This window comes from Stenotrophomonas oahuensis (genome assembly GCF_031834595.1).
Taxonomy (GTDB): Bacteria; Pseudomonadota; Gammaproteobacteria; order Xanthomonadales; family Xanthomonadaceae; genus Stenotrophomonas; species Stenotrophomonas oahuensis.
In genome coordinates this window covers 3455021-3471796 of the sequence record NZ_CP115541.1, presented here as the reverse complement: position 1 = coordinate 3471796, position 16776 = coordinate 3455021, and the positions used below count along the sequence as shown (strand labels likewise).

The 16776-nt window shown below is 67.0% G+C and carries 11 protein-coding genes; 4 read left to right on the top strand and 7 right to left on the bottom strand.

Going from position 1 to position 16776, the window contains the following annotated elements; all coding sequences use genetic code 11:
• Positions 1–66: 66 nt before the first annotated feature.
• Genes PDM29_RS15510 through PDM29_RS15500 form a run of 3 tightly spaced genes read right to left on the bottom strand, consistent with a single transcriptional unit; the run spans position 67 to position 7813 of the window.
• A complete protein-coding gene (locus PDM29_RS15510) occupies positions 67–3162 on the bottom strand; it encodes an efflux RND transporter permease subunit (protein WP_311190966.1) in 3096 nt (1031 codons plus the stop codon).
• On the bottom strand, positions 3159–6671 hold the full coding sequence (locus PDM29_RS15505; protein WP_311190965.1) for an efflux RND transporter permease subunit: 3513 nt from the start codon (positions 6669–6671) through the stop codon (positions 3159–3161). The genes PDM29_RS15510 and PDM29_RS15505 overlap by 4 nt, the downstream gene beginning before the upstream one ends.
• Entirely contained in the window at positions 6668–7813 is a 1146-nt protein-coding gene (locus tag PDM29_RS15500; RefSeq protein ID WP_311190964.1) for an efflux RND transporter periplasmic adaptor subunit, read from the bottom strand. Before PDM29_RS15500 ends, PDM29_RS15505 begins: the two co-directional genes overlap by 4 nt.
• Positions 7814–8016: 203 nt before the next feature.
• On the opposite strand from PDM29_RS15500, the gene PDM29_RS15495 reads away from it, so the two are divergent.
• Positions 8017–8415, top strand: a complete 399-nt coding sequence (locus PDM29_RS15495; protein WP_311190963.1) for a c-type cytochrome — start codon at positions 8017–8019, stop codon at positions 8413–8415.
• A gap of 8 nt (positions 8416–8423) precedes the next feature.
• Positions 8424–8885 carry a c-type cytochrome gene (locus tag PDM29_RS15490; protein ID WP_282296246.1) on the top strand — a complete coding sequence of 154 codons (462 nt, stop codon included), beginning with the start codon at positions 8424–8426 and terminating at the stop codon, positions 8883–8885.
• A 164-nt stretch (positions 8886–9049) separates the two neighbouring features.
• Here PDM29_RS15490 and PDM29_RS15485 read toward each other — a convergent pair whose 3' ends face one another.
• Positions 9050–10936 (bottom strand): ATP-binding cassette domain-containing protein, encoded by a 1887-nt coding sequence (locus tag PDM29_RS15485; protein WP_311190962.1) that lies wholly within the window; start codon positions 10934–10936, stop codon positions 9050–9052.
• Between the two features lie 36 nt (positions 10937–10972).
• Positions 10973–11818 carry a LysR family transcriptional regulator gene (locus tag PDM29_RS15480; protein ID WP_311193802.1) on the bottom strand — a complete coding sequence of 282 codons (846 nt, stop codon included), beginning with the start codon at positions 11816–11818 and terminating at the stop codon, positions 10973–10975.
• Between the two features lie 104 nt (positions 11819–11922).
• Between PDM29_RS15480 and PDM29_RS15475 the strand changes: the two genes are divergently transcribed.
• Together PDM29_RS15475 and dbpA are read left to right on the top strand one after the other, a co-directional pair.
• Positions 11923–12996, top strand: coding sequence for a YeiH family protein (locus PDM29_RS15475; RefSeq protein ID WP_311190961.1), 1074 nt, complete (start codon positions 11923–11925; stop codon positions 12994–12996).
• A 145-nt stretch (positions 12997–13141) separates the two neighbouring features.
• Positions 13142–14518, top strand: a complete 1377-nt coding sequence (gene dbpA, locus PDM29_RS15470; protein WP_311190960.1) for an ATP-dependent RNA helicase DbpA — start codon at positions 13142–13144, stop codon at positions 14516–14518.
• Positions 14519–14570: 52 nt separating this feature from the next.
• Here the strand turns inward: dbpA and PDM29_RS15465 are convergent, their stop codons facing one another.
• Together PDM29_RS15465 and PDM29_RS15460 are read right to left on the bottom strand one after the other, a co-directional pair.
• Positions 14571–15110, bottom strand: a complete 540-nt coding sequence (locus PDM29_RS15465; RefSeq protein ID WP_311190959.1) for an adenine phosphoribosyltransferase — start codon at positions 15108–15110, stop codon at positions 14571–14573.
• A gap of 76 nt (positions 15111–15186) precedes the next feature.
• Positions 15187–16752 carry a protein adenylyltransferase SelO gene (locus tag PDM29_RS15460; RefSeq protein ID WP_311190958.1) on the bottom strand — a complete coding sequence of 522 codons (1566 nt, stop codon included), beginning with the start codon at positions 16750–16752 and terminating at the stop codon, positions 15187–15189.
• Positions 16753–16776: the final 24 nt, after the last annotated feature.

Here is a 16776-nt window from a genome sequence, read left to right as displayed (position 1 = left end):
CGACCAACGGTCGGTACCTACCGGGATGCCATGAAAACGGGCCACGCATTGCGTGGCCCGTTTCGTTCACGCCGGCTCGATCACCGCTTCGCTGCCCTTCGGCGGCAATCCCCTCGCCCGCCGCACGATGCGGGCCACGCCGATGCTCATGTCATCCAGCATCGCGTAGATGGTCGGCAGGAACAGCAGGCTGACCACGGTGGAGAACGCCAACCCACCGGCGATCGCACGCGCCATCGGATAGTACGGCGGGCCATCACCCAGCAGCTGGGTGTCGGTCAGCGAGATCGGAATCATTGCCAGGATCGCCGTGCCCATGGTCATCATGATTGGGCGCAGACGCTCACGAGAGCCTTCCACCAGCGCCATCGTGCGGGCCATGCCACGCCGTCGCAGGTTGTTGATGTGCTCGATCATCACGATGCCGTTGTTCACCACCACGCCCATCAGCACCAGGATCCCGATGAAGGACATGATCCCGAACGCGGTACCGGTGAGCCAGAACAGCCAGAACACCCCGAAGATCGAGAACAGCACGCCGCTCATGATCGCCGCCGGGAACAACAGCGACTCGAACACCGCCGCCATCACCACGTAGATCATCACCAGCGCGATCAGCAGGTTGAACATCATCTGCTGCATGGCTTCATCGTCGTCGCCGTAATCGCCGCCGTCGAAGGTGAAGTTGTAGCCGGCCGGGAAGCTCATCGGCTTGAGGATTTCCTCCATCGCCTTGCGCCCCTCCGGTGCCGTCACCTTCTCGGCCAGGTTGGCCTTGATGGTCAGCGTGGTCTGCCGGTTGGTGCGACCGACGCGGGTGGCAGAGGGTTTGATGCTGACGTCCACCAGGCTCAGCAGCGGCACCGAGCGCCCGTCGCCGGTACGCACGGTGTAGCTGGCCAGGTCTTCCGGGCTGCTCTGCTCGGCACCGGCGAAACGCACCCACACCGGCACTTCGCTGTCACCGCGGCGGAACTCGCGCAGCGGCGCACCACGCAGGGCCAGGCCAACGAAGCTGGCCACCTGCTCGGCATTGAAGCCGAACGCGGCCGCACGCTCGCGGTCGACATGGATGGACAGCTCGCTGCCCTTCTCGCCATTGTCGATGCGTACGTCACGCAGCTCCTTGCGCTGGGCCAGCAACGGCACCACTTCTTCGCCGATTTCCTGCAGCATCTGGGTGGAATCGCCGACCAGCTGTACCTGCACGCCCTGGTTGCCACCGCCACCGCCGCCATCACCGCCCTGGTTGCCCACGATGTAGTCGGCCCGGGCGGAGCGCGGCAGGCCCTTGCGCAGGCTCTCCTGCACCGCCGCCATGTTGCCGGCGTGCTTCTCGTCCAGGGTCACGATGGTGCTGCTGCCTTCCTGCTCGCTGTACCAGGAATACACCTGGGTGATGTGCAGCTTTTCGCGGTTCTGGTCCAGGTACTTCTCGACCCGGGCCACTTCATCGGACATCTGTGCGCGGGTGTAGGCCCCCTTCCAGTTGTAGCCGATGAACACGTCGGTGCCGCCTTCACCGCCGAACATGTCGATCTTGGTCAGCTTCATCGGGACGAAGCTGATCAGCACCACCATGATGATGCCGAACACGCTCCAGCCGCGGTGTTCCAGCGTCCACTGCAGCACCTTGGCGTAACGGCGCTGCAGGCGGGCGATGACGCCGGTCTGCGAATGCACCAGCTTCGGCGTCTGCATGCGTGCGGACAGCATCGGAATCAGGCTCACCGCCACCAGCCACGAGGCCAGCAGCGACACCGAGATGGTGATCGCGATCTGTGCCATGAAGATGCTGATGTTGTTGGTTTCGCCGAACAGGTTGGGCACGAACACGATGCAGTGGCACAGGGTACCGGCGCTGAGTGCGATGGCCACGTTGCGGGTGCCGATGACCGACGCCAGCCGCGGCTGGTCGGGCATGCGCTCGCGTTCCTGGTAGATGCTCTCCACTACCACCACGGCGTTGTCGACCAGCATGCCCACCGCCAGCAGCAGGCCCATCATGGTCAGGATGTTGAGGGTGACCCCGGCGAAATACATGAAGCCGAGGGTGATCACGAAACAGATCGGGATGGCCAGGGTGACCATCAGCGTGGACGGCCAGTGGCGCAGGAAGAAGAACAGCACCGTCACCGACAGCAGCAGGCCGACCGCACCGGCTTCGGCCAGCTCCAGCAGCGACGAGGTGACCGTCTTGCCCTGGTTGTCGATCACCTTGATGTTGACGTCGCGCATCGACGGTTGCTTGCGGATGGCCTCCACTTCGGCCAGTGCCGCACGCGAGACCTCGACGAGGTTGGCGCTGCGCTCCTTGTAGATATCCAGGCCCACGGCCGGATTGCCGTCCAGGCGCCGTCCGTACGGCATGCGGCTGGGCTTGAGCCGGATCTCGGCGATGTCGCCCAGGCGCAGGCCCTTGGTGTCGATCACCAAGTCGCGCAGTTCCTGCAGGTCGGTGATTTCACCCACCGGCTGGATGCGCACGCGCTGGCCGTTGTCGTCGATCTGCCCGGCTGAAATCGAGAAGTTCAGCGCGCGCAGACGCTCGTTCAGCTCGTTGATGCTCAGGTTGTGCGCGGTCAGGCGGTCGGCGTTGATCGCGATCTCGACCTCGTTCGGCGGCGCGCCCGAGATCTCGACCCGGGCCACGCCGGGAATACGCTCGATGCGCCGCTTGAACTCGCGGTCGAGCATGTCGTACGCGCCGGTGAGGTCGCTGCTGCTGGCGAGGCGCACTTTCAACACCGGTTCGTCGCTGCTGGACCACTTGAACACGTTGTAACGCTGCAGGTCGTCGGGCAGATCGGTACGGATCGCGTCGATGCGCTCGCGCGCGTCGGACGCGGCAATGGCGATGTCACGGTCCCAGTCGGTGAACTCGATGAAGATGCTGGCCCCTTCCGACGTGGCCTGGGAGCGCATGCGCTTGATCCCGGTCATCGTCGCCAGCGCTTCCTCGGTCGGGCGGATGATGGTGCGCTCCACCTCTTCCGGGGTCGAGCCGGTGTACGGCACCTGCACGAACAGGAACGGCGCGGAGATGTCCGGCAGCGCCTCCAGCGGCAGCCGGAACGCGGCGATCAGCCCCACCACCACCAGTGAGACGAAGCACATGATGGTGGTGATGGGACGGCGGATGGAGAACTCGGCGACGCTCATGCCGGCTCCTGGGCGTTGCCGCCGCTGATCGGGCCTTCGGCCGCATGCGCATGCTGGCGACCGCGTTCGCGGTAGTAAGCATCGCCGCGACGGTCCAGCAGGTCATACACCACCGGAATCACCAGCAGGGTGAGCAGCGTGGACACCAGCAGGCCACCGATGACCGTGATCGCCATCGGCGCACGCACTTCCGCGCCCTCGCCCATGGCCACCGCCAGCGGCAGGAAGCCGAACAGCGTGCACAGCGTGGTCATGATGATCGGGCGCAGACGCGAGCGCGCCCCTTCCACCAGCGCTTCGTGCTTGGCCACGCCGGCCTCGCGCAGCTGGTTGACCTTGTCGATCAGGATGATCGCGTTCTTGGTCACCAGCCCCACCAGCAGGATCAAACCGATGAACACCACCACCGAGATCGGCTTGCCGGTCAGCATCAGCGCGAGGATCGCGCCGACCAGCGCCAGCGGAATGGTGAACAGAATGACGAACGGGTGCAGCAGTGATTCGAACTGCGAGGCCATCACCAGGTACACCAGGAAGATCGCCAGGCCGAAGGCGAAGATCAGCGAGCGTGCCGATTCGGCCAGCTCCTCGCCCTGCCCGCCGATATGCATGCCGACCCCGGCACCCAGCGGCTGCTCAGCCACCATGGCCTGCACTTCCCGCACCGCACCGCCCAGATCGATGTCGCGCAGGTTGGCCGACACCACCGCCACGCGGGTCTGGTCGGCGCGGTGGATCTCGCTGGGACCGTTGGTCGCGACCACCTCCGCCACCGCGTCCAGCGTCACCGGACGCGCACTGCCCGGATTGACGATCAGGCGGCGGATGCTCTCCACGCTGGCGCGATCACCTTCCTGCGCCCGCACCAGCACATCTATCTTGCGGTCGCGGAAGCTGTAGCGGGTGGCCACGTCGCCGCGCACTTTCTTGACCACCACGTCGGCGATCTGGCGCGTGGTCAGGCCCAGCGCACCGGCGCGCTCCTGGTCGAAGCGGATCTGGATTTCCGGGAAGCCTTCTTCCACCGTCGACTTGACGTCGGCGTAGTGCGGGTTGTTGCGCAGCATCGCGGCCAGGGCCTGGCCGGCGCGTTCCAGCGTGGCCATGTCCTGGCCGCGCAGCTCCACTTCCAGCGGCGTGGAGAAGCTGAACAACGCCGGCCGGGCGAAGTCGACCTGTACACCCGGGTGGCCCTGCATCGAGGCACGCAGGCGTTCGGTGATCTCCGCTTCGGTCTTTGCACTACCACCGCCGGCCATCACCACGGTCAGCTTGCCGATGTTCTCGCCGCTCTCGGTGGGATTCGCATCCAGCCGGGTGCCGCTGCCGCTCACGCCATACAGCGACGCGATGCTGTCATCCTTGGCATGCGCCAGCTGCAGCTCACGCACCAGCGCGTCGGTCTGCTTCAGCGGCGTACCGGCCGGCAGCTTCGCGGTCATCTCGAAGCGGTCCTGGGCCAACTGCGGAATCAGGTCCGCGCCCAGCATCGGCACCATCGCCAGCGTGGCGACGAAGGCCAAGGCGGCCAGACCCAACACCTTGCCCGGGTGCGCCAGAGCACTGGGCAGCAGTTTGAGGTAACCGCGCTCTGCACCCGCATAGGGCTTCATCGCCACGTCGCTGGCCTTGCGCATCACCGGACCGACCACGGCAGTCAGGCCACGCCACAGCTTGACGATCACCCAGGCCACGCCGAACACACTCCAGCGCACCAGCGCGCCCAGGCCACGGCGGCTGCCGGCCACCGGCTTCAGCCAGCGGCTCTGCGGTTGCCAGGTGCCGTGCGGGGCTTCTTCCGGGAACGCCAGCGGCGGGCGGCCCTTCAGCGAGCTCAGCATCGGAATCAGGGTCATCGCCACCAGCAGCGAGATCGCAATCGCAATCGCCACGGTCAGGGCCTGGTCGCGGAACAGCTGGCCTGCGATCCCGTCCACGAACACCAGCGGCAGGAACACCGCGATGGTGGTCAGGGTGGAGGCCACCACCGCCATGCTCACTTCGCGGGTGCCGGTGATGGCCGCCTGCAGAATGCCCAGGCCACGCTCACGCGCCTTGGCGATGCTTTCCAGCACCACGATGGAATCATCCACCACCAGGCCGGTGGCCAGCGCCAGGCCGCCCAGCGACATCACGTTCAAGCTAAGCCCCAGCTGGCCCATGAAGAAGAACGTGGTGATGATCGATACCGGCAGCGACAGGCTGATCACGAACGTGCTCCAGCCATCACGCAGGAACAGGAAGATGATCAGGATCGCGAGCAGGCCGCCGATCACCGCGTCCTTCTTGACGTCGCTGATCGCGTGTTCAATGAAGCGCGACTGGTCTTCAATCGTGGTCAGTTCGGCATCGCCGGGAATCTGCGACTTGATCTGTTCCAGGCGCGTGCGCAGCGCGGCGGCGGTAGCCACGGTGTTGGCATCGCCTTCCTTGTAGATCGCCAGTTCGACCGCTTCACGTCCGCCCAGGCGGATGATCGCTTCGCGTTCCTTGAAGCCCTGGCGCACCGTGGCGACGTCCTTCAGCCGCACCGGCACGCCATTGGCGATGTTGGTGGAACTGCTGCTGGACGCGCTCTGTGCGGCCGAGGCCGCGGCGATGGCCGCGTCCGAACCGGTGGACGCGGCAATTGCGAACATCTGCTGCATGGCCGCGTCGGCGGCGCTGCCGGTGCTGCTCTGGGTGGTTACCAGCAGGTTGCGGATGTCTTCCAGGTCGGCGAACTGGTTCACCGTGCGCACCAGGAAGCGCTGCGAGCCCTCTTCCAGGCGGCCGCCGGAGATGTTGATGTTCTCTTCCTTGAGCCGCTTGATCACGTTGTCGATCGGCAGGTTGAGCTGGGCCAGCTTCTGCTGGTCGATGTCGACCTGGATCTCGTCTTCCAGACCACCGCCCACCTTCACTGCCGCCACGCCGGCCACGGGTTCCAGCTTCTTCTTCAGGTCTTCGTCGGCATAACGGCGCAGCGCGGTCAGCTGACGCACCGCGTCGGCATCCGTGGCCGGGTCGGCCTTGGATGCGATCACCAGGCGCATGATCGGCTCGGTGGACGGATTGAAGCGCAGCAGCACCGGGGCCTTGGCCTCCAGTGGCAGGTTCAGCGCTTCCATCTTGTCGCGCACCTCCAGGCTGGCCTGGTCCATGTTGGTGCCCCAGGCAAACTCCAGCACCACGTCACTCTGGCCGGTACGCGAGACCGACTTCAGCTTGCGCAGGTTCTTGACCACGCCCACGGCTTCTTCAACCGGTTCGGTGATCAGGGTTTCAATTTCGGTCGGGGCGGCACCGGTGTACTCGGTGCGCACCGTCAGGGTCGGATAGCTCAGGTCCGGCAGCAGGTTGACCTTGAGGTTGCCCAGCGCGATCAGGCCGAACAGCACCAGGGTGAGCATGCACATGAAGATGGTGACGCGGCGACGGGTGGCGAATTCCACCAGGCCGCCGCCGGTGCCCCGGCCATCATCGGCCGGGTGCGGTTCACTGCCGTGGTCATGCCCGGGCGAACTCATTGACGGTTCTCCGCCTTCTTCGGCGCGGCCTTGGCCACGGTGGCGGCCGGCTTCTCGCCGATCACTTGCACCGCAGTGCCGTCACGCAGGGCCACCTTGCCGGCGGTGACGACCTTGTCGCCGACCGCCAGGCCTTCGCGGATTTCCACCCACGGGCCTTCGGCGTAGCCGACCTTCACCGGCACGCGCGCGACCTTGCCGTCGCGCACCCGGAACACGGCCGGGTCGCCGTCGTCGAGCAGCGCAAGGCGCGGCACCACCAGCGCGTCGGCACGCTGGTCGTAGTCGATGCGGATGCGGCCGAACATGCCCGGCTGCAGACCGGCGGCGTCTTCCCCGAAGCCGCTGACCACGCGGAAGGTGCCGCTGCCGGCGTCTACCACCGGTGCGATACGGTCCACGGTGCCGGGGAATGATCTGCCCGGCAGCGCGTCGGCAACCAGGGTCACCGGCTGGCCGGGGCGCAGCGTGGCCAGTTCGCGCTCGGGCACGTTGAGCGTGGCTTCCAGGCGCGAGTTGTCGACGATGCGGAAGATCGGCGTGTTGATCTGCACGAAGTTGCCGGTCTTGATCGAGCGCGAGGCGATCACTCCGGAGATCGGGGCCACCACCGTGGTGTAGGACAGCTCCAGCGTCGCGAGGCGGTACTGGGCGCGCGCGTTTTCCAGGTCGAAGCGGATCTGGTCGACGTCGGCGGCGCTGACCATCTGCTGGCCGATCAGCTTCTGGGCACGCTGGTAGTTGTTCTCCAGCTTGCGCATCTGCGCTTCGCTCTGCGCAACCGCGAGGCGTGCGCGGTCCGGGTCCAGGCGCACCAGCGGCTGGCCGGCGCGGACCTGCTGACCTTCCTCGACCAGCACCGCCAGCGCCACACCGGAGGTCTTGGCCACCACCTGCGACTCAGCGCGCGCTTCCAGCGCGGCGGTGCCGGTGTAGCTGGCCGCAACCGCGCGGCGGCTGGCGGCCACCGCCTCGACCGGCACCGCATCGGGGGCCTTCTCTGCCTTGGGGTCCTTGCCTTCGGCCGCCTGGGCGTCCGCAGGGCCGCCGGCTCCGCAGCCGCTCAGCAACAAGGTGGTGGTGATCAGCAGCGCGGCGGCGCAGGTTCCGGTGCGGCCGGGCAGGAAAGAAAGTCGCGACATCGTCGTGTCCCTGAGGAGGTGCGTGGGCAGGTGTGGTAGCAAAGTAATGCACCACGTCACGACAACACCATATCCCAAAGGTCATGGTGACCAGAGTCAGTCTTGAAAGCGCTCCGATTTCAGCTAGATGAAAACGCAGGCTATACTCCGGACAGTTCCGTACCCCACGCCGGAACGACCAGAAACCGTTTATCGGAGACATCATGCGCCCGCAGCCGCTCGCCGCTTGTCTTGCTCTGGCCGTCCTCCTGCCCTTCGGGGTTGCCGCCCAGGCCGCACCTGCTTCTGCTGTTCCAGCCGTACCCGCTGCCCCGGCTCCGGCCGCCGCACCGGCCGCCCCTGCCGCTCCCTCCGGGAATTTCGACAACGGGCGCACCCTGGCCTATACCTGCCAGGGGTGCCATGGCATCACCGGCTACAAAAACGCCTACCCCAGCTACCGGGTGCCCAAGATTGGCGGGCAGTCGGCGCAGTACCTGACCCAAGCGCTGACCGAGTACCGCCAGGGCAAGCGCCGGCATCCGACGATGCAGGCGCAGTCGATGAGTTTCAGCGAACAGGAGATCGCCGATCTCGCTGTTTACCTGTCCACCGCCAAATAAGCACGCTCATGACGAAAGCCGCGCCCTTCAAGCGTCACGCCATCGCTCTGTCCGTTGCCCTGCTGATGGCTGCCTGTTCGCAGTCGCAGGTTGAAAACAGCACAGATTCCGCCGCCGACCCTGGCCATGCCAGTGGCGAACACGGCTCCAGCTCGTCCGCCGGCCTGCCTGCCGGCCGTATTGCCGCCGGTGAGGCGCGTGCCCAGGTCAAGGGCAAGGCGACCAACCAGAGCTGCATCGACTGCCACGGAGCCGACGGCAACAACCCGATCGACCCGACCTACCCGAAGCTGGGTGGGCAGTACGGGGATTATCTGGCGCATGCGTTGCAGGCCTACCGGGCCGGTGATCGCGAGCATGCGCTGATGACGCCGCAGGCCAAGGATCTGAGCGATCAGGATATTGCGGACCTGGCCGCGTATTTCGGTTCGCGGCCGAGCCAGCTGCGGGATCTGCACGGGTTGAAATGATCGCCCGGGGTGGGTGTGTCGATGACGCGCATGGCGCGTCACTACGCATCCCATCGCCCCCGTAGTGACGCGCCATGCGCGTCCAACGGAATCCCACCGCCCCGTGCATCGCCGCGTAGGGACGCGCCATGCGCGTCCAGCGGAATGCCGCCCCGTTCGCAGGGTCAGCTATCCAGTTCTTCCCAGCGCTTGTACGCGGCATCCAGCTCGTTCTGCACGGCGGTCAGCTTCTGCGTGTGCGCGGCCATGTCCGGCGCGCTGCGCTGGTAGAACGCGGGGTCGTTCATGGCGGCGGTCAACCCTTCCACGTCCTTTTCCAGCTGCTCGATCTTCGCCGGCAGCTGTTCCAGCTCGCGCTGGTCCTTGAAGCTGAGCTTGCGCTTGGCCGGCGTTGCCGGCGCGGCGACGGCGGCAGCCGGTACCGGCGTGGTCGGCTTGGCCGCCACCGGGGCAACCGCCTGCGCGGCGCGTTGCGCGGCATAACGCTGCCAGTCGCTGTAACCGCCCACGTACTCACCCACCACACCCTCGCCTTCCATCACCATGGTGGAGGTCACCACGTTGTCGAGGAAGTCACGGTCGTGGCTGACCAGCAGCAGCGTGCCGGTGTAATCGGCCAGCAGCTCTTCCAGCAGCTCCAGCGTTTCCACGTCCAGGTCGTTGGTCGGTTCGTCCATCACCAGCAGGTTGGATGGCTGCGCGAACAGCTTGGCCAGCAGCAGCCGGTTGCGCTCGCCGCCGCTCAGACGGGTGATCGGCGCACGCGCGCGCTCGGGGGTGAACAGGAAGTCCTGCAGGTAGGCATGCACATGCTTGCGCTTGCCGTTGAACTCGAGGAAATCGCGGCCTTCAGCCACGTTTTCAATCGCGGTCCAGTCTTCGCGCAGCACCGCACGGTACTGGTCGAAATAGGCGATCTGGAGGTTGGTGCCGGCCACCACTTCGCCACTATCCGGAGCGAGGTCGCCCAGCAGCAGTTTGAGCAGGGTGGTCTTGCCGCTGCCGTTGGGGCCGATCAGGCCAATGCGGTCGCCGCGCAGGATGGTGGTGCTGAAGTCCTTGACCATGCAGCGCTCGCCGAAGGCAAACGAGATGTCCTTGACGTCGATCACCTTCTTGCCGGAGTTCTCGGCCTGCGCCGCTTCCATCCTGACGTTGCCGCTCATCTCGCGGCGCTGCGAACGCTCGTTGCGCATCGCCTTCAGTCGGCGCACGCGACCTTCGTCACGGGTGCGGCGGGCCTTGATGCCCTGGCGGATCCACACTTCTTCCTGTGCCAGCAGCTTGTCGAAGCGCGCATTCTCCTGCGCCTGCGCGTTGAGCCGTTCTTCGCGGCGACGCTCATAGTTGGCCCAGTCGCCCGGCCAGCTGGTGACCTGGCCACGGTCGATCTCAACGATGCGGGTGGCCAGCGCGCGCAGGAAGCGACGGTCGTGGGTGACGAACACCACGCTGCCGCTCCAGCTCTTCAGGAAGGCTTCGAGCCAGTCGATGGCTTCGATGTCCAAGTGGTTGGTCGGTTCGTCCAGCAGCAGCAGGTCGGGCGCGGACACCAGCGCGCGTGCCAGCAGCACGCGACGCTTCATGCCGCCTGAAAGCCGACCGAATTCGGCCTCGCCATCCAGTTCCAGCTTGGTCAGGGTTTCTTCGACCCGCTGGTCCAGGCCCCAACCATTGGCGGCATCGATCTTGGCCTGCACCGCGCCCAGCGCGTCACCGTCGAACACCTCGGCATGGCTGAGGTGATGGAACTCGGCCAGCCACTGGCCCAGTTCGCCGAGACCATCGGCCACCACATCGAACACGCTGCCGGCGGCACCGTGTGGCACTTCTTGTTCCAGCCGGGTGACCCGCACCCCCTGCTGCACGCGGACTTCGCCATCATCGGGCTTGTGGTCCCCGGACAGCAGTTTGAGCAGGGTGGATTTGCCGGCACCGTTGCGACCGATCAGGGCGATGCGTTCGCCCGGCTCGATCGACAATTCGGCTTTTTCCAGCAACAACGGGCCGCCGACGCTGAAGTCGACGTTCTGCAGAGTAATCAGAGGCATCCCGCCATTGTAAGCGCGAGCACCCGCTGCCGTCGCCTAGCGCAGCAGGGTGTCCAGCGCCGCCGGCAACGAGCGGTGCGGATGCTGCACCCTCCAGAGCTGCCGCGACAGCGCTGGCAGCCCGGTCTGCACCACCTGCAGCCGCCCCAAAGCCAGCAGGTCGGCCACCGCATGCCGCGACAGGCAGGCCAGGCCCAGGCCGGCGGCCGCCGCCTGCTTGATCGCCTCGGTGCTACCCAGCTGCATGCTGTCGGCAAAGTGATGCAGGTGCGGCAACAGGCCCTGCTCCACCGCCTCGCGCGTCCCGGAGCCGGGTTCGCGCAGCAGCCAGCGGGCGCTGCGCAGGGCGTCCGTTGTCATCCGGACCGGCGCTGAAGCGGTCGCCACGATCACCAGTTCGTCGCGTTGCCAGGGCTGCACCTGCAGCCCGCTGGCATGGCACGGGCCTTCAATCAGGCCGACATCCACCTCCAGCCGCTGCACCTGCTCGACCACCTCGGCACTGTTGCCAATATGCAGGTCCACCCGGGTCCGGGGCTGAAGCGCCTGCAGCGCTGCGATCCGCGCGGGCAACAGGTAATTGCCGATGGTGGTACTGGCGGCGATGCGCAGCTGGAGGGGGCGGGCTTCAGCGCTCTGTTCCAGCGTGGACGCCGCCAGCAGCAGGGCACGCGCCGGATCCAGCAGCGCCCGCCCGTGCGCGTTGAGCAGCAGGCGGCGACCGACCCGGTCGAACAGCCGGTCGGGCAACTGGTGTTCCAGTTCGTTCAGGGCCGCGCTCACCGCCGACTGGGACAGACCGAGCGCCTGCCCTGCGGCGGTGGTGGTGCCGGCATCGGCGACGGCCACTACTACCTGCCATTGCCGCAATGTCAGACGCAACATACTTCAACCTGCTTTTCAGGTAATTCATAACGATATTAGTCGTTTTACAGGTAATCACCACGAGCGCAGTCTGGATCGGTCCTTCGCTGACCGAGTGCCCCGTGAACGCCTCAACCCTTCCTGCGACCCCATCTCTACGCCAGCGCTGGGTGACTCGCGTGCCAGGTCTGGCCCTGACCGCCGCCGTGGCGGTCGTGGCGCTGGTACTGGGCGACCAGCCGGCACTCCAGGCCCACGGCCTGAGCGCCCTGACCCTGGCCATCGCGCTGGGTATCGGCCTGGGCAATACGCTGTATCCGCGTCTGGCCGTCCACGCCGGAGCCGGCGTGGGCTTTTCCAAGCAGTGGCTGCTGCGCGCGGGCATCGTGCTGTATGGGCTGCGCCTGACTTTCCAGGACATCGGCCAGGTCGGCATCGCGGGCCTGCTGATTGACGGGGTGATGGTGGCCAGCACGCTGCTGCTGGGCGGTTGGGCCGGCACCCGGCTGTTCGGGTTGGAGCGCACCAGCGCGCTGCTGATCGGGGCTGGCAGCGCGATCTGCGGCGCAGCAGCCGTGATGGCAGCCGAGCCGGTGCTGCGGGCGCGCGCCGAGCAGGTGACGGTGGCGGTGTCCACCGTGGTGGTGTTCGGCACGCTGGCGATGCTGGCCTACCCGCTGCTGTATCAGCTCAACCTCAGCCATGCCCTGCTGCCGGTCAGCGAGCACGCCTACGGGGTGTTTGCCGGCTCGACGATTCACGAGGTGGCGCAGGTGGTTGCCGCCGGTGGCGCGGTCAGCCCGGCTGCGGCCGACACCGCCGTGATCACCAAGATGGTGCGGGTGATGCTGCTGGCCCCGGCGCTGGTGGTGGTGTCGTTGCTGCTGGCCCGGACCCGGGCAGGCACGCCGGACGCGCCGCGCGCGCGGATCGTGGTGCCGTGGTTCGCGTTCGGCTTCGTTGCGGTGGCAGCATTCAACTCGCTGCAGTGGCTGCCGGCTGGGCTGGTGCAGACACTGGTGCAACTGGACACGCTGCTGCTGGCGATGGCGATGGCCGCGCTGGGTCTGACCACGCATGTTTCGGCGCTGCGCCAGGCCGGGCTCAAGCCATTGCTGCTGGCGCTGCTGTTGTTTGGCTGGCTGCTGCTGGGCGGGCTGGGCGTGAACCTGGGGGTGCAAGGGTTGTTGGCCTGATCACGACCAACGGTCGTGATCTACCGGTCCCGGGTCGTGAATGACCGGTAGGCCACGACCGTTGGTCGTGGCACGGCGTGAATGACCGGTAGGCCACGACCGTTGGTCGTGGCGCGCCGGATCGGCGCACCGGGTAGAATGTGGCATGAACGAATTCTCCGAACTGCCCCTGTCGGCCTCGCTGGCAGCGGGCATCGACGCGCTGGGCTATACCCGCATGACGCCCGTGCAGGCGCAAAGCCTGCCGGCCATTCTCGAGCGCCGCGACGTCATCGCGCAGGCTCCCACCGGCAGCGGCAAGACGGCTGCCTTCGGGCTGGGCCTGCTGCAGAAGCTGGATCCGGCGGTGATCCGCGCGCAGGCGCTGGTGCTGTGCCCCACGCGTGAACTGGCCGACCAGGTCGGCAAGCAGATCCGCAAACTGGCCACCGGCATTCCCAACCTCAAACTGGTGGTCCTCACCGGCGGCATGCCGCTGGGCCCGCAGCTGGCGTCGTTGGAAGCGCATGACCCGCACGTGGTAGTGGGCACCCCGGGCCGCATCCAGGAACTGGGCCGCAAGCGCGCGCTGAAGCTGGGCGGGGTCACCACGCTGGTGCTGGACGAAGCCGACCGCATGCTGGACATGGGCTTTGAAGAGCCTATCCGCGAGATCGCCGGGCGTACCAGCAAGGACCGCCAGACCCTGCTGTTCTCGGCCACCTTCCCCGACGAGATCCGCCAGATCGCGCGCGACCTGCTGCGCGACCCGCAGGAAGTCACCGTGGAAGGCGCAGACCACGCGCCGGCGATCCGCCACCTGTTCTGCGAAGTCGACCTGAGCAGCAAGCAGAAGGCGCTGGCCGGGCTGCTGCTGAAGTACACCCCGGAATCCGCAGTGGTGTTCTGCAATACCCGCCGTGACGTGGACGAAGTGGCCAACTCGCTGCAGCAGTTCGGGTTCTCTGCCCTGGCGCTGCATGGCGAGATGGAACAGCGCGACCGTGATGAAGTGCTGGTGCGCTTTGCCAACCGCAGCTGCAACGTGCTGGTGGCCAGCGACGTGGCCGCACGCGGCCTGGACGTGCAGGACCTGGCCGCGGTGATCAACTACGAGTTGCCCACCGATATTGAAACCTACCAGCACCGCGTCGGCCGTACCGGTCGCGCCGGTGCCACCGGTCTGGCGATCAGCCTGGTGACCGGGCGTGAGCGTAACCGCGCCGATGCGCTGGAAGCGGCGCAGGGTTCACCGCTCGACTGGCAGAAAACACCGTTGGCCACCGCGCGCCCGGCGGTGCTGCCGCAGGCAGCGATGCAGACATTGCGCATTGACGGCGGCAAGACCGACAAGCTGCGTCCGGGCGACATCCTGGGCGCGCTGACCGGCGAGGCCGGGTTGTCGGCCAAGGTGATCGGCAAGATCGATATCTATCCCACCCGTTCGTACGTGGCGATTGCGCGCGAACACGTCGGCAAAGCAATTGCGCGCCTGGAAGCCGGCAAGATCAAGGGCCGCCGGTTCCGCGTACGCAAGATGTGATTGTTGCCGCGGTGGGCACGCCATGCGTGTCCACCGCCGTGATGGACCGCGATCAATACACCAGGTTCGCCACCAGCGGCACGTCCGCGTCCCAGCGCTCGCGCCCGCCCAACCCGGCCAGCTCCACCAGCACTGCCGCGCCCAGCACCTCCACCTGCAACTGCCGCGCCAGCGACAACGCCGCCAGCAACGTGCCGCCGGTGGCCAGCACGTCATCCACCACCAGCACCCGCGCACCGGCCGGCAGCGCATCTGCATGCACCTCAATGCTGTCGGTGCGGTATTCCAGCGTGTAGTCCTGGCGCAGGGTACGGCCCGGCAACTTGCCCGGCTTGCGCACCGGCACGAAGCCCACGCCCAGCACCCGCGCCATCGCCGCACCCAGGATGAAGCCGCGCGACTCGATGCCCATCACCGCGTCCAGCCTGGCCTCGCGCCACGGCGCAACCATGGCATCAATAGCGGCGGCGAAGTCCGGCCCATCGGCCAGCAGCGGCATGATGTCCTTGAACAGGATGCCCGGCTTGGGGAAATCAGCAATGTCGCGCAGGCGGCCAGCCCAAGCGGGCACGGCGGCGGAGGAATCGGTCATGGCTCAGGAACCGCGAAGGGTGGCATAGGGTACCGCGCCGGCCCTTTGCCCGGGCCGGCCACTGGCCCGCACGCGTTCAGGAACTGCAGGACAGCATTGAACAGCCAGCCTTGTTCAAGGCCCAGTCCGGGCGCTTCGCCGCGTAACGCTCAGCCCCTGGCTGGGCGTCGTAGGGCCGCCGCAGCAGCACCTGCAGGGCATGCACGCCCTCCAGGTCCCCCTGCTCCGCGCGTTCGATCACCCCCTGCGCCAGCCAGTTGCGCAGCACGTAGAGCGGGTTCGCCCGTTCCATTGCGGCGCGGCGCGCGGCCGGGTCGAGGTGGTCCGCACGCACGCGTTCCGCATACCGCTGCAGCCAGTCCTGCAGTGCCGGCAACACGGCTTCACGTCGTTCCGCGCTGTAGAACGCCTCCTCCAGCACCACCACCGAAGGTGCGGCCGGGTCCAGCGCGGACAAGGCGCGGAATGCCAGGGTCATGTCCATCTGGCCGTCCTGCAGCAATTGCCGCCACTCACTCATGCGGACCATGTCGTCATCGGTGCACGCCGCCAGCCCGAATTTCGCCGCCACGTCGTTGCGCTCGCAGCGGGCGTAGGTCGCCTGGAAAGCAGCCAGCCCCTCGTGCAGGGGGGCAACGTCGTCGAACAACGGGGCCACGGCCTGTGCCAGCCGGGTCAGGTTCCAATACGCCACCTGCGGCTGGGTGCCGAAACGGTAGCGTCGGCCCTGCGCATCGGTGGTGTTGGGGGTCCAGTCCGGATCGTAGTCTTCAACCCAGCCATACGGACCGTAATCGATGGTCAGCCCCAGAACCGACATGTTGTCGGTGTTCATCACGCCGTGCACGAAACCGACCCGCATCCAGTGCGCCACCATCTCCGCCGTGCGTTCGCAGACCTGCGCGAACCAGCGCGCATCGCGGTCCTGTCCTGCCCCTTCCAGTCCCGGGAAGTCACGGGCGATGCAGGTATCGACCAGTTGCCGCAGCAGCACGAGGTCACCACGCGACGCGGGCAGTTCGAAGCTGCCAAAGCGCAGGAACGACGGGGCCATGCGGCACACCACCGCACCCGGCTCCGCCTGTGGGTGGCCGTCGTAGAACATGTCGCGCACCACGGCCTCACCGGTACCGACCAGACTCAGCGCACGCGTGGTCGGCACGCCCAGGTGATGCATGGCCTCGCTGCACAGGAATTCACGGATCGACGAGCGCAGCACCGCGCGGCCGTCGGCCCCGCGCGAGTAGGGTGTGCGTCCGGCCCCCTTGAGCTGCAGCTCCCAGCGCTCGCCCTGCGCGGTGACCAGTTCGCCCAGCGAGATCGCGCGGCCATCGCCGAGCTGCCCAGCCCAGTGGCCGAACTGGTGCCCACCATAGTTGGCCGCCCACGGCTGCATGCCGGCGTACAGCGCATTGCCACCGAACACGCGCGGAAAGTCGGGGCTTTCCAGCAGATCCGCGCCGAACCCCAGCCGTTCGGCCATCTCTGCCGAATACGCCAGCAGTTGCGGCGCGGCCACCGGCGTGGGCATCACGCTCGACCACGCCGCACCGCGCACCTCCCGCAGTGCCGGCCCTTCTACCGGGTCGCCAGGAAGGTCCCGCAGGAGGCGGTTATCGAACTGAAGCGTGGGCGTCGTCATGCCAGACAGATGGGGCCACTCCAC

Coding starts and splice junctions, on each gene's coding strand:
- PDM29_RS15500 (WP_311190964.1), bottom strand. CDS start 7,813: ATGTCGCGACTTTCTTTCCTGCCCGGCCGCACCGGAACCTGCGCCGCC.
- PDM29_RS15485 (WP_311190962.1), bottom strand. CDS start 10,936: ATGCCTCTGATTACTCTGCAGAACGTCGACTTCAGCGTCGGCGGCCCG.
- PDM29_RS15490 (WP_282296246.1), top strand. CDS start 8,424: ATGACGAAAGCCGCGCCCTTCAAGCGTCACGCCATCGCTCTGTCCGTT.
- dbpA (WP_311190960.1), top strand. CDS start 13,142: ATGAACGAATTCTCCGAACTGCCCCTGTCGGCCTCGCTGGCAGCGGGC.
- PDM29_RS15465 (WP_311190959.1), bottom strand. CDS start 15,110: ATGACCGATTCCTCCGCCGCCGTGCCCGCTTGGGCTGGCCGCCTGCGC.
- PDM29_RS15495 (WP_311190963.1), top strand. CDS start 8,017: ATGCGCCCGCAGCCGCTCGCCGCTTGTCTTGCTCTGGCCGTCCTCCTG.
- PDM29_RS15510 (WP_311190966.1), bottom strand. CDS start 3,162: ATGAGCGTCGCCGAGTTCTCCATCCGCCGTCCCATCACCACCATCATG.
- PDM29_RS15460 (WP_311190958.1), bottom strand. CDS start 16,752: ATGACGACGCCCACGCTTCAGTTCGATAACCGCCTCCTGCGGGACCTT.
- PDM29_RS15505 (WP_311190965.1), bottom strand. CDS start 6,671: ATGAGTTCGCCCGGGCATGACCACGGCAGTGAACCGCACCCGGCCGAT.